Source organism: Micromonospora sp. NPDC050784, from assembly GCF_044456765.1.
Taxonomy (GTDB): domain Bacteria; phylum Actinomycetota; class Actinomycetes; order Mycobacteriales; family Micromonosporaceae; genus Micromonospora; species Micromonospora foliorum.
The window spans coordinates 292,047-304,827 of sequence record NZ_JBITGG010000005.1 but is presented as its reverse complement, the minus strand read 5'-3'; the positions used below and the strand labels follow the sequence as shown (position 1 = coordinate 304,827).

Annotated in this window: 14 protein-coding genes; 13 read left to right on the top strand and 1 reads right to left on the bottom strand. The window is 71.7% G+C overall.

All coding sequences use genetic code 11. The features are described from left to right. Positions 1–85: 85 nt before the first annotated feature. From ACIBD9_RS09630 to ACIBD9_RS09620, 3 genes are all read left to right on the top strand, one after another. Positions 86–838: a hypothetical protein gene (locus ACIBD9_RS09630; RefSeq protein ID WP_396716104.1), complete on the top strand. Its 753-nt coding sequence runs from the start codon at positions 86–88 to the stop codon at positions 836–838. A 2-nt stretch (positions 839–840) separates the two neighbouring features. After that, a complete protein-coding gene (locus tag ACIBD9_RS09625) occupies positions 841–1,839 on the top strand; it encodes a nucleoside triphosphate pyrophosphohydrolase (RefSeq protein WP_396716102.1) in 999 nt (332 codons plus the stop codon). Between the two features lie 107 nt (positions 1,840–1,946). Next, positions 1,947–3,566: a DUF885 domain-containing protein gene (locus tag ACIBD9_RS09620; protein ID WP_387166955.1), complete on the top strand. Its 1,620-nt coding sequence runs from the start codon at positions 1,947–1,949 to the stop codon at positions 3,564–3,566. A gap of 46 nt (positions 3,567–3,612) precedes the next feature. Here ACIBD9_RS09620 and ACIBD9_RS09615 read toward each other — a convergent pair whose 3' ends face one another. Continuing rightward, positions 3,613–4,305, bottom strand: coding sequence for a hypothetical protein (locus ACIBD9_RS09615; RefSeq protein ID WP_387166958.1), 693 nt, complete (start codon positions 4,303–4,305; stop codon positions 3,613–3,615). A gap of 213 nt (positions 4,306–4,518) precedes the next feature. Here ACIBD9_RS09615 and eno point away from each other — a divergent pair, with 213 nt between their 5' ends. The 10 genes from eno (at position 4,519) to ACIBD9_RS09565 (ending at position 12,768) form a co-directional block, all read left to right on the top strand. Further along, the gene (eno, locus tag ACIBD9_RS09610) at positions 4,519–5,802 is read left to right on the top strand and encodes a phosphopyruvate hydratase (protein ID WP_387166960.1); all 1,284 of its coding nucleotides are present in this window, start codon (positions 4,519–4,521) and stop codon (positions 5,800–5,802) included. 32 nt (positions 5,803–5,834) lie between these two features. Then, positions 5,835–6,473, top strand: coding sequence for a septum formation initiator family protein (locus tag ACIBD9_RS09605; RefSeq protein ID WP_396716099.1), 639 nt, complete (start codon positions 5,835–5,837; stop codon positions 6,471–6,473). 28 nt (positions 6,474–6,501) lie between these two features. After that, entirely contained in the window at positions 6,502–7,059 is a 558-nt protein-coding gene (locus tag ACIBD9_RS09600) for a DUF501 domain-containing protein (protein ID WP_238660960.1), read from the top strand. Next, positions 7,056–7,592, top strand: a complete 537-nt coding sequence (locus ACIBD9_RS09595; RefSeq protein ID WP_354969250.1) for an amino-acid N-acetyltransferase — start codon at positions 7,056–7,058, stop codon at positions 7,590–7,592. Before ACIBD9_RS09600 ends, ACIBD9_RS09595 begins: the two co-directional genes overlap by 4 nt. Positions 7,593–7,643: 51 nt before the next feature. Next, the gene (locus ACIBD9_RS09590; protein ID WP_396716201.1) at positions 7,644–8,585 is read left to right on the top strand and encodes an exopolyphosphatase; all 942 of its coding nucleotides are present in this window, start codon (positions 7,644–7,646) and stop codon (positions 8,583–8,585) included. A 492-nt stretch (positions 8,586–9,077) separates the two neighbouring features. Further along, positions 9,078–9,410 carry a PadR family transcriptional regulator gene (locus ACIBD9_RS09585; protein WP_238660956.1) on the top strand — a complete coding sequence of 111 codons (333 nt, stop codon included), beginning with the start codon at positions 9,078–9,080 and terminating at the stop codon, positions 9,408–9,410. Continuing rightward, positions 9,407–10,432, top strand: coding sequence for an HAAS signaling domain-containing protein (locus ACIBD9_RS09580; RefSeq protein ID WP_396716097.1), 1,026 nt, complete (start codon positions 9,407–9,409; stop codon positions 10,430–10,432). Before ACIBD9_RS09585 ends, ACIBD9_RS09580 begins: the two co-directional genes overlap by 4 nt. A gap of 129 nt (positions 10,433–10,561) precedes the next feature. Beyond that, a complete protein-coding gene (locus tag ACIBD9_RS09575; RefSeq protein WP_396716095.1) occupies positions 10,562–11,149 on the top strand; it encodes a hypothetical protein in 588 nt (195 codons plus the stop codon). A 199-nt stretch (positions 11,150–11,348) separates the two neighbouring features. Beyond that, complete coding sequence (locus ACIBD9_RS09570; protein WP_030328776.1) at positions 11,349–12,035, top strand: dienelactone hydrolase family protein; 687 nt, start codon at positions 11,349–11,351, stop codon at positions 12,033–12,035. Between the two features lie 19 nt (positions 12,036–12,054). Continuing rightward, on the top strand, positions 12,055–12,768 hold the full coding sequence (locus ACIBD9_RS09565; protein ID WP_396716199.1) for a uracil-DNA glycosylase: 714 nt from the start codon (positions 12,055–12,057) through the stop codon (positions 12,766–12,768). Positions 12,769–12,781 lie beyond the last annotated feature (13 nt).

The window sequence follows — 12,781 nt, the reverse complement described above, 5'->3', positions numbered from 1 at the left end:
GCGCGTCTACGCCGTCCCTGGTCGGGGGAGGGGCGAAGGTGGGGGGCGTCACAACCTCGGGTGACGGCGTGAGAGAGTGACGGCTATGCGTGCTCGCCGTCTTGCCGCCGTCGCCACTGTGGCGCTCGGCCTCGTCGCCCTCTCCGGTTGCCGTGCTGAGCCTGGTATCGCCGCTTACATCGGTGACCAGCGCATCACCGACCTTCAGGTCAGCGCCGCGATGAAGGATCTGCGGACCAAGAACCCGGCCCCGGAAACCTCCGCCAGCGGGCAGCCCGCGGCGCCGCAACCGACCCTGCCCGAGGTGGCGGACGTGGTCCGGGCGATGGTGCTGACCAGGGTGTGCGAGAAGCTCTCCGCCGAGAAGAACTACCAGTCGCGCGGCCAGGTGGCGGTCGACCAGGCCGCCCAGCAGCTCGGCCTCGACCCCGAGACCGAGCACGTGCGGGAGGTGGCGAAGCTCTTCACCTGCCTGTCCGGGTTGCCGGCCGAGCCGGTTGAGCCGTCCAAGGAGGAGATCGCCGACGTGATCGCCGCCGGGCGTGCGGCCGGCAAGATCCCGGCCGAGGTGACCGATGAGGCCGCCGCCCAGCAGCTCGACGGCGAGCAGCTGCGTGGCGCGCTGGCGACCAAGCGGATCCTGGCCGAGGCGGTCGGTCGTTACGACGTCACCGTCAGCCCGCGGTACCGCCCGCTTGAGTTCCCGCTGCTCAGCTTCGCCGACGACGCCCCCGCGGTGAGCGTGCCGTTGGGTGAGCCGGCCTCCGACGCGGTCACCGACATCTCCACCCCGGAGGGGCCGACCGCGACGACGGAGGCCGAGGGCACGGCCAGCTGAGCATGACCGCACGGATCGTCCTCCTGGTCACCTCACCCCGGTTGCCCGCCGGCCTGTTGACCTCCGCGGCCTGGGACGTCGTACGCCAGCACCCGGTGCTGACCGGCGCGGACAGCGAGTTGGTCACGGCCGTGCGCCAGGCGGGCGCCGAGGTCACTGTGGTCGACGGCCCGGCGACGCAGCCGTTGCTGGACGCGGTGGCGACGCACGGCACGGTGGTGTGGCTGGCCGGCCCGGCGGGTGACGATGCGCTGGCCCGGGAGTTGGGTCTGCGGCTGGCCCGACAGCCGGGGTTGGCCGAGATGGAGTTGATGTACGGCTCGTGGGACCCGCCGGGTGCCCGGCTGCTCGACGCGGTGGCCGTGTTGGATCGACTGGCCTCTCCGGGCGGCGACCCGTGGAAGCGGGCGCAGACGCACCGCAGCCTCGCCGGTTACCTGCTGGAGGAGAGCTACGAGGCGTACGACGCGATCAGCGCCGACGACACCGACGCGCTGCGCGAGGAGTTGGGCGACGTGTTGTTGCAGGTGGTGCTGCACGCGCGACTTGCCGAGGAGTTGCCCGAGGACGAGCGGTGGACCATCGACGACGTGGCCGGTGGCCTGGTCGACAAGATGATCCGGCGCAATCCGCACGTCTTCGCCGGTGCCGAGGCGGGCACCCTGGAGGAGATCACCGAGAACTGGGAGCGGATCAAGCGCGTGGAGAAGGCGCGGCACTCGGTGCTGGACGGCGTGGCCCTGAGCCAGCCTGCGCTGGCCCTGGCCGCGCAGATCCTCGGCCGCGCCGCCCGCAGGGGCATCGAGGTTCCGCCCCCGTTGGCGGACACCCAGGTGGACGCCGAAGCGCGGCTGGGCGCCAGCCTGCTGGCAACGGTCGCCGCGGCCCGCGAGGCGGGCATCGACCCGGAGGCAGCCCTCCGCCGTGCCACCCTGGCCTACGCCGAAGCCATCCGCCAAGCCGAACCCAACCCCCCGCCCCCACCCGCCAGCCTGCGGTGATCATGAAGTTGTTGCCCCGACACGCCGACGTGGATGGCAACAACTTCATGATCGACGGGTGGGGCGGAACCGGCGGCGGGGCGCGCGGCGGTCGGTAGGGTGGGCGGGTGGAAGCGTTTGGGGTGCTGGCTGAGCGGGTTGTCGAGGCTTTACTGGAGTCGCGGCCGGGGGTTGCCACCGCCGCCGGGGACCACCGGTTCGACGACCGACTGCCGGATCTGTCCGCCGACGGGTTGACCGCCGATCGGGCGATGCTCTCCGACGCGGCCAACGCACTGTCCGAACTGGACCCGGACTCGCTCGACGTCGACGAGCAGGTCGACCACGCGCTGCTCACCTCATTCGTGGACCGGGAGCTGTTCGAGCTGACCGAGATCCGCTCGCACGAGTGGGATCCGCTGCGGCACAACCCGGGCCCGCTGCTGCACCCACTGCTGGCCCGCCCGTACGCCCCCGCGGAGGTGCGGCTGACCCAACTGGCCGGCCGGCTCGCCGCCGTACCGGACGCCCTCGCCACCGCCCGCGCGACGCTGCGGGACATGCCGCGGATCCACGCGGAGACGGCGGTCGGGCAGTTCACCGGCACGGCCGCCCTGATCCGCGACGAGCTGCCGGCGCTGCTCGCCCAGGCGCCGAGCCACCTCGACCGGGTCGAGCCGGCGGCCACCGCCGCGATCGCCGCGCTGGAGGAGTTCGTCGCTTGGCTGCGCACCGGCCTGGCCGCCGATGCCGGCCCCGGCCGCGACCCGCGACTGGGCCGACGCCGCTGGGAGGCCCGGCTCTGGCACACCCTCGACACCGAGCTGGGCGCCGCCGAGATCCAGCGTCGCGCGTGGGCCAACCTGGACCGGGTCACCGCGGAGATCCGCGAGGCGGCCGTCGAGCTGGTCGGCGGCCCGGCCGACGACGCGTCCGTACGCCGGGCGCTGGACCTGCTCGCCGACGAGCACCCGAACGACGCGACGATCGTCGAGCTGGCCGGGGTGACCCTGGACGAGGCGACCGACTTCGTCCGCGCGCACGACCTGGTCACCCTGGTCGACGACCGGTGCGTGATCCAGGAGATGCCGGAGTTCGCCCGGGGGGTGGCGGTGGCGTACTGCGACGCGCCCGGCCCGCTGGAGACCGCCGTCGTGCCGACCTTCTACTGCATCGCGCCCACCCCGTCGGACTGGCCGGCGCAGCGGGTCGAGTCGTTCTACCGCGAGTACAACGACCACATGATCCGCAACCTGACGGTGCACGAGGCGATGCCGGGGCACTTCCTCCAGCTCGCCCACGCCCGCCGCTACGTCGGTGGCACGCGGGTCCGCGCGCTGGCCGAGTCCGGCCCGTTCATCGAGGGCTGGGCGGTCTACGCCGAGGAGGTGATGACGGGGCTCGGCTTCGGCGGTCTGCCGGTGCGGTTGCAGCAGCTCAAGATGCAACTACGGATGACCATCAACGCGCTGCTCGACCAGTTGGTGCACGCCGAGGACCTGCCCGAGGCCGAGGCGATGGCGTTGATGACCGGGCGCGGCTTCCAGGAGGAGGGCGAGGCGGCCGGCAAGTGGCGGCGAGCGCAACTCACCTCCACCCAGCTCTCCACCTACTTCGTCGGGTACAGCGAGATGGCCGAGATCGCCGCCGCCCGCCCGGACGGGGTGTCGGTCCGCGACTGGCACGACGCGATGCTCGCCCACGACTGCCCGCCCCCGCGCCACCTGCGTACCCTGCTCGGTCTCTGAGGAACGCCGGGCGGCGCGACGGACGCGGGCTTGGGCGGTGGGTCGGTCACGAGCCGCCGGGGCGGCGGTCGACGACGCCGGCGCCGGCGGGCGGGTCGAACGCACGCTCGTCGACCGTCGCGGAGTAGTCGCTCAGGGCCAACTCCATCGGCTTGCCGTCGACCGGACCGGTGAAGCTGCCGAGCACGCCCTCGGTGGTCACGCAGGCGGTGAAGTCGCCGGACGAGCTCTCCACCGCGACGCAGGCGGCGTGGTGCCCGGCGACGGTGGTGTCGCTCTGCTTGATGACCGCCTGCGGGTCGAGCGCGGCGGCGGTGAGCAGCCCGACCACCACCGGCGGCGTGACGAGGCCCTGCCGGTTGGCCTCGCCGAACAGCGTCACGGTGGGCTTGCTGCCCGGGGTGGGCGGGGCGATCAGCGTGCACTCCGGGCGGGCGCCGGTCGTGGTGCACCGGGTGATGGCCTCCGGGGTGACGGTGAGTTGACCGCCCGGGTAGGTGTAGGTGGATCGCGCCGGGTCCTGTGCCTGCACGATGGCGGCGCGCTGGCCGCCGGGCAGCTGGTAGTCGGCCGAGTAGGTCAACTCCAGTGCCCGGTCGAGCCGGGCGGCGAGGTCGTTGACGAGTTCCGAGCGGCCCATGGCGACTCCGGCGTCCTCGAATGTCTGACAGCCGGTGACCGTGAGCGACGCGATGACCGACACGGCGAGCATGCGGAGGGTGGTCGAGGCGGCGGGCATGGCGACCAGCCTGGTGGATCTGGTCCGCGCAGCGCAAACCCGTTGCCGGTTGACGCCCGGAAATCCGGGAATGTCCGTCAGTGCGGGGCGACCCGGGTGCGCGGGCGACGCCGTGCCCGTTCGCGCCGCCCGATACGCTGCGTTCAACACCTGCCTCAGCCGCACCGTCGCGGCCCACCCACGGACCGGATCACAACAACGAGGAGCGACTTAGTGGCAACCATCGAGGGAATCGTCGCCCGGGAGATTCTCGACTCGCGGGGCAACCCGACGGTCGAGGTCGAGGTCGGTCTGGACGACGGCACGGTCGCCCGCGCCGCCGTGCCTTCCGGCGCCTCCACCGGCGCCTTCGAGGCGATCGAGCTGCGCGACGGTGACGACGACCGCTACCAGGGCAAGGGCGTGGAGAAGGCGGTCTCCAACGTCGAAGACAAGATCGTCGACCAGATCATCGGGTACGAGGCCAGCGAGCAGCGGCTCATCGACCAGAAGATGCTCGACATCGACGGCACGGACAGTAAGTCGGAGCTGGGCGCGAACGCCATCCTCGGGGTCTCCCTGGCGGTGGCGAAGGCCGCTGCCGGCAGCGCCGAGCTGAGCCTCTTCCGCTACCTGGGCGGCCCGAACGCGCACCTCCTGCCCGTACCGATGATGAACATCCTCAACGGTGGCGCGCACGCCGACTCGAACGTCGACATCCAGGAGTTCATGATCGCGCCGATCGGCGCGCCCACCTTCCGTGAGGCGCTGCGCTCGGGCGCGGAGGTCTACCACGCACTGAAGTCGGTGCTGAAGAAGAAGGGCCTCTCCACCGGGCTCGGCGACGAGGGTGGCTTCGCGCCGAACCTGCCGACCAACGCGGCGGCCCTGGACCTGATCGCCGAGGCGGTCGAGAAGGCCGGTTACCGGCTCGGCACCGACATCGTGTTCGCGCTCGACGTGGCGGCCACGGAGTTCTTCGACAACGGCACCTACACGTTCGAGGGCGCCGCGAAGTCCGCCGAGGAGATGAGCACCTATTACACGAAGCTGGCCGACGAGTACCCGATCGTGTCGATCGAGGACCCGCTGGCGGAGGACGACTGGAGCGGCTGGCAGACGCTGACCGCCTCGATCGGCGACCGGGTGCAGATCGTCGGTGACGACCTGTTCGTGACCAACCCGCAGCGCATCGCCCGCGGCATCGCGGAGAAGGCGGCGAACGCCGTTCTCGTCAAGGTCAACCAGATCGGCTCGCTGACCGAGACCCTGGACGCGGTGGACCTGGCCCACCGGGCCGGCTTCAAGTGCATGATGAGCCACCGCTCCGGCGAGACCGAGGACACCACCATCGCCGACCTGGCGGTTGCCACCGGCTGCGGCCAGATCAAGACCGGCGCGCCGGCCCGCTCGGACCGCGTCGCCAAGTACAACCAGCTGCTCCGGATCGAGGAGGAGCTGGCCGACGCGGCGCGCTACGCCGGCGCTGGCGCGTTCCCGCGCTACCGTTCGGCCTGAGACGCACGAAGCCTCGGGGGAGGGGTGTGACGATGCAGCAGCGCCGCACACCGGGTGGTCAGCGTCCCGCCCGCCGGCCGGGTCAGTCCGGTCGGCCGGGCGGTGGGCGCGCCACGCGGGGATCGGTCCGGGAGGCCGGCGTACGCGCCGAGCCGCGCGCCGCCGGTCGCGCGCCGGGTGCTGCCCGGGGCGCCGAAGGCGTGCGCTCCGCGAGTCGTCCGGCCGCCGCTCGGCGTACCGCCGCCGGTGGCGCCGTGAAGCGGCTCGCCGCACCCCACCCCCGCCGCTTCACCGGTCGGGCCACCGTGTTGTTCGCGGTCCTGATCGCGCTCGCACTGGCCTACACCTACCCGGTCCGGGTCTACCTGGACCAGCAGGCCGACATCGAGCGGATGGAGGCCGCGCAGGCGGTGCAGGAGCAGGAGATCGCGAAGCTCGCCGCCGAGGCCGCGAAGTGGCAGGACAAGGCGTTCATCGAGACCAAGGCCCGGGAACGGTTCTTCATGGGCCGGCCGGGCGAGAAGATGATGGTGGTGCTGCACGACCCGGAGGGCGCCGCCCGGGACGCCGGGAAGTCGGCCGGTACGGCCGCCCCGGCGGGGCCATCGACCTGGTACGACACGCTCTGGTCGAGCGTGCGGGCGGCGGACAGCCAGCAGCCGGGCAAGTGACCCACCGATCAGCGCACCAGGAGAGACCGTGACTGTCGTACCACCGTCGGAGCCGGCGGCGGATTCCGTACCCCTGCCGCAGCGCGAGCCGGCCACCGAGGCCGACCTGGCCGCGGTGGCCGCGCAGCTCGGCCGCACGCCCCGGGGCACCCGGGCGGTCGCCCACCGTTGCCCGTGCGGCCTCCCGGACGTGGTGGAGACGACCCCCCGCCTCGCCGACGGCACCCCGTTCCCGACGCTCTACTACCTGACCTGCCCCCGGGCCACCGCGGCGTGCAGCCGACTGGAGTCGGCGGGGCTGATGAAGGAGATGGCGGACCGGCTGACGACGGACCCGGAGTTGGCCGCCCACTACCGTGCGGCGCACGAGGACTACCTCACCCGCCGGGAGGCGATCGGCGAGGTGCCGGAGATCGCCGGCATCTCGGCCGGCGGAATGCCGGGCCGGGTGAAGTGCCTGCACGTGCACCTGGGCCACGCGCTGGGCGCGGGCCCCGGGGTGAACCCGTTCGGCGATGAGACGTTGGAACTGGTTGAGCCCTGGTGGTCGGCGGGGCCGTGCGTGGACGTGCCGGCGGGCGAATGAGCAGGCAGGCCGGGTCCGAGGCACCCGAGAGTCAGATCCTCGTCCGGCGGGCCCGCACCGGGGATGTGCGGGGCATCCGGCGACTCGTCGACACCTACACCGACGACCGCCGGCTGCTCAACAAGGCCACCGTCACCCTGTTCGAGGACGTGCAGGAGTTCCGGGTCGCGGTCCGGGCCGAGGACGACATGGTGGTGGGCTGCGGAGCACTGCACGTCATGTGGGAAGACCTGGCCGAGATCCGCACGGTGGCGGTGGACCCGTCCTGCCGGGGCCGGCGCATCGGTCACCGGCTGGTCGGTGAGCTGATCGACGCGGCCCGGGAGTTGGGCGTGGCGCGGATCTTCGCGCTCACCTTCGAGACCCGGTTCTTCGGCTCGTTCGGCTTCCGGGAGATCGACGGCGCTCCGGTGCCGCAGCCGGTCTACGAGCAGCTGCTGCGCTCGTACGACGAGGGTGTCGCCCAGTTCCTGGACCTGGAGCGGGTGAAGCCGAACACGCTTGGCAACACCCGGATGCTGCTGCGCCTGTGACTCGGAGTTGGCAGGGCGGGCTGCCGTAAGGTTGCTGCCGTGACGACGCGTGTGGCGGCCATCGACTGCGGGACCAACTCGATCCGACTGCTGGTCGCCGACCTGCCCGACGCCTCGGCCGGGCCGCAGGCGCCGCTGGTCGACCTGACCCGGCGGATGGAGATCGTCCGGCTGGGGCAGGGCGTGGACCGCACCGGCCGACTGGCGCCGGAGGCGATCGAGCGGACCCGGGTGGCGTTGGCGTCGTACGCCGCCGACATCGAGAAGCTGGGTGCCCAGCGGGTGCGGATGTGCGCCACGTCGGCCTCCCGCGACGCCGCCAACGCCGCCGACTTCACCGAAATGGTGCAGGCCACCCTCGGTGTCGCGCCCGAGGTGGTCAGCGGCGACGAGGAGGCCCGGCTGTCGTTCACCGGCGCGGTGCGCGGGCTGCCCGCCGACGCGAAGGAGCCGTTCCTGGTCGTCGACATCGGTGGTGGTTCCACCGAGTTCGTGGTCGGTGACCGGGCCGCCGGGGTGCGCTCGGCGATCTCGGTGGACATCGGCTGCGTCCGGATGACCGAGCGACACCTGCCCGGCGACCCGCCGACGCCCGAGCAGGTCGCTGCGGCGCAGGCCGACATTGCGACGGTGGTGGACCGGGCGCTCGCCGCGGTGCCCGGTCGCGAGGCGGCCACCCTGGTCGGCCTCGCCGGGTCGGTCACCACCGTGGTCGCTCTCGCTCAGGGCCTGCGGGAGTACGACCCGGAGCGCATCCACCACGCCCGGGTGTCGTACGAGGAGGTCGCCCGGGTGACCGCTGAGCTGCTGGGTCAGACCCGTGCACAGCGGTTGGCGAACCCGGTGATGCACCCGGGCCGGGCCGACGTGATCGGCGCGGGCGCGCTGGTGCTTCGCGTGATCATGGAACGGGCCGGGATGCCGTCGGTGGTCGCCTCGGAGCACGACATCCTCGACGGCATCGCCTGGAGCCTCCAGCCAGCCACGCGCTAGCCAGCTTGATCAACTCGGGACGCCTGGAAGGGCCCTCGCGGGACGAGTGGTCAACTCGTCTTCCTTGAAGTCGGGGTGTCCGCGCCACCAGGACACCCCGACTTCCTGCAAACCGAGTCGATCGACGTTCAGCGCGCCCGCGTCCCGTATCAAGATCCGAGCAACTTCCCGGATGTTGCGGCCTGCGGCGCGCGGGAGGCAGCAACTTCCCGGGTATTGCGCCCTGCGGCGCGCAGGAGGCAGCAACTTCCCGAACTTGGCGCCGATCTTCCTCGTTCATCTCGCCGCGCGCCAAGATCGTGCTAGATCACGGAAACAGTGGCATCCTCCAACGCCGAGGCCACTACATCCTGGATCGAGCACGATCAGGTGGCGCTTGGCGCTTGGCGCTTGGCGCTTGGCGCTTGGCGCTTGGCGCTCGGCGCTCGGCGCTTCGGCGTGTCGGGGCCGATTCGTTGACGCTACTTCGCATTACGCACTAGTGTGCAATGCGTGGACACCACACAGTTGCTGAAGGGCGTGCTCGATCTGGCCGTCCTGGCCGTGCTCCGAGAGGAGGACGGCTACGGTTACGACATCCTGCGCCGGCTTCGCGAGGCCGGTCTGGAGGAGGTCGGTGACGCCTCGGTCTACGGGACGCTGCGCCGCCTCTTCGCCGCCGGCCTGCTCACCACCTACGTCGTGCCGAGCGAATCCGGGCCGCACCGCAAGTACTACTCACTCAACGCCGCGGGGCGCGACCAGTTGACCCGCTCCGGCAAGCTCTGGCGCTCGTTCGCCACCACAATGGACAGTCTGCTCGACGATCGGGGGGTGGCGGCATGACCGTCGCGGAGCAGGAGATCACCGACTATGTGGCGCGGGTCCGGGCCGCTCTGGCCGATCTGCCGCCGGGGCAACGCGACGAGCTGACCGAGGATCTGGCCGACCACCTCACCGAGGTCGCCGCCGAGTCCGAGGGCACCCTGGTCGAGCGGTTGGGTGAGCCCGAGACGTACGCCGCCGAACTGCGCGCCGCTGCCGGGGCCGCGCCGGGCAGCGGGCGCAACCTCGACCAGCGGGTGGCGAGCGCGATGGCCCGGGTCCGCGGCCGGCTGCGCGCCATGGACACCCGTCTCGGCCCACCCCTGGGGTACGCGACGGCCAGCGACTTCCTCCAGTTGTTGCGCCCCGGCTGGTGGGTGCTCCGGGGCTACCTGGCAGCGATGCTGGTCACGGTGATCAGCACCGGTGGCAGCTTCGGGTTGCTGCCGAGGTTCGGTGGTGAGTTGCTCGCCGGCATGATCATGTTGGTCGGCTTCGTGCTCGCCTCCATCTGGATCGGCCGCCGCTCCGGGCGGTTGACCCGTTGGCCGCGCTCGGCGGTGCAGGTCGGCAGCGTGGTGCTTGTGGTCTTCGCGTTCGCCGCGTTGATGCAGGCCGAGGACCGGATGCGTTACGGCGACTACGGCTACGACCAGACCTCGGTCGACAGCCAGTACGACCGGGTCCGGGACGTCTTCGTCTACGACAGCGAGGGCCGCCTGGTGGAGAACGCCCGGCTCTTCGACCAGAACGGCAATCCGATCCGGCTCGGCTACCCGGACTGCTTGGAAGGCGCCTATGTGAACCAGGCGCTGCGGGCGTACCCGTACTGCCCGGACCAGGCGCCCTTCGTGCCCCGCGCACCGGGCGCGCCCCTCCCACCCGGGTCACCGACCAGCACGTCGGATCCGACCAGCACACCGGACCCGACCAGCACGCCGGACCCGAGCGGCACACCCGGGCCGACCGGGACGCCGCTGCCGACCGGTACGGCCACCGGCCTGCCGCCGAGCGACACACCAACTCCCACCCCGACCCGCTGAGCCAGGTGTGAACTGGATCATGCAGGTGAAGCTGGGAAATAGCTGAACGGACGAGGCGAGCGGGACGGCACCGGAAATCAATGATCGTTACGGTGTCGTCTGCTCATCAACCCCTCGGAAGGAACCCCCGTGTCAGAGCAGGTCGCACCGCCCCCCGCGTCCGACGCCGCAACCCCTGAGCCGGCCGTCGAGACGCCGCAAGCGGCCGCGCCGCAGCCTGCCGCTCAGCCGCAGCCTGCCGCTCAGCAGCAGTCGGCCGAGCCGCAGCCGGCGGCCGAGCCGCAGCCGGCCGCCGAGACGCCGCCGGCCGCCGAGCCGAAGGCGGAGAAGTCCGGTGCGAAGAAGGCCCTCGGCATCGTCGGTGCGATCCTCGCCGTCGTCGTCATCGCCGGCCTGAAGTTCGGCGTCGCCTCGGCGATCGGCAACTACCTGAACAAGGATGAGACCGCGGACGCCAAGACCGGCGACTGCATCGCCGAACTGCCCGAGGTCACCGGCACCGAGCAGGAGGAGGTCGACGGCGCCAAGGTCGTCGAGTGCACCTCCACCGACGCGGTGTACAACGTGGTCGGTCGGGTGAACGGCCAGAGCGAGGCTCAGGCCAAGGCCGACACCACCTGCACGCAGTACTTCAAGGAGGGCGAGGAGGGGTACATCTTCTCCAGCATCGAGCCGGGCAAGACGGGCTACGTGCTCTGCCTGACCAAGAAGGTTTGACCACAGCGGTAGATCGGTGTCGACGGCGGCGGGAGCAGACCCCGCCGCCGTCGGCGTACCCGCAGTCACCGGGCGGCGAACAGGAGGTGAATGCCACTGTTCCGGCGTCTTCCCGACGGCCCCGTGGCGTGGCAGGCTACCGGCACGTAGGACCACTGGGCGACCAGCCAACGATGACTGACCGCTAGGAGGACGGCCCATGGGCGAAATGGTGAGCTACCGCAGCAACGGGGGAACGAGCGAGGGGTATCTCGCGATACCCGCCAGCGGCACGGCCAGCCCCGCCGTCATCGTCATCCAGGAATGGTGGGGCCTGGTCCCGCACATCCGGTCGGTGGCGGACCGGTTCGCCGAGGCCGGTTTCGTGGCCCTCGCCCCGGACTTCTACCACGGTGAGACGACCAGCGAGCCGGACGAGGCGCAGCGGCTCCTGCTGGCGATGCGGATGGACGAGGCGGCGAAGGACATCGCCGGGGCGGCCGACTATCTCGCCGGGCGGCCCGAGGTCACCGGTAAGGTCGGTGCCGTGGGCTTCTGCGCCGGTGGCAGCCTGGCCCTCTGGTCGGCCACCATCTCCGAGCGGATCGTCGCCACCGCCGGTTTCTATCCCGTGCTGCCGTGGGAGTCGATGCGCCCCGACTGGGCCGACTATGCCGGCAAGGCAGCGGTCATCCACTGCTCCGAAGAGGACGGCACCTCCACCGCCGAGGGCGTACAGACCGCTCGTCGAGCCATCGAGGAGGCCGGCGGCGACTGCCACCTCTACGACTACCCGGGCACCTCGCACGCCTTCTTCAACGACGACCGGCCGGAGGCGTTCGACCAGCGCGCCGCCGCCAGCGCGTGGGCCCGCACCCTGGAACTCTTCCGGGCCAAGCTTGGCTGAGACCCGTACCCCCGAACAGGTGGTCGCCCGCGCAGCGCGGGCGACCGACCTGGCCGACCTCGACGCGGCGGTGAGCGACTGTTTCGCCTGCCCACGGCTGGTCCAATGGCGGGAGGAGGTGGCCCGCACCCGCCGGGCCGCCTTCCGCGACCAGGAGTATTGGGGTCGGCCGGTGCCGGGCCTCGGCACCGGTGACGCGCGGATCGCCATCCTCGGGTTGGCACCCGCCGCGCACGGTGGCAACCGCACCGGCCGGATCTTCACCGGTGACCGGTCGGGTGACGTGCTGTTCGCCGCGCTGCACCGGGCCGGGCTGGCCAACCAGCCGACCAGCGTCGCCGCCGACGACGGGCTCACCCTGCGGGACCTGCGGGTCTTCTCGGCCGTCCGGTGCGCGCCTCCGGACAACAAACCGACCCCGGCGGAACGGGACACCTGCGCGCCCTGGCTGCACCGCGAGGTCGCGCTGATCCGGCCCACGCTGAGGGTCGTGGTAGCGCTGGGCGCGTTCGCCTGGGCCGCGTGGTGGCCGGTGCTCCGTGCGGTGTACGGGCAGCGCCCGCCCAGCCCGCGACCGGCGTTCGGTCATGGGGCACACTGGTCCGGCACGAACGCTCCGGACTTGCTGGGCTGCTACCACGTCAGTCAGCAGAACACCTTCACCGGGCGGTTGACACCAGGGATGTTGGACGACGTCTTCGGCCAGGCTAAACAGCTGGCCGGAGTGGACTGAGACGACGCGTGGG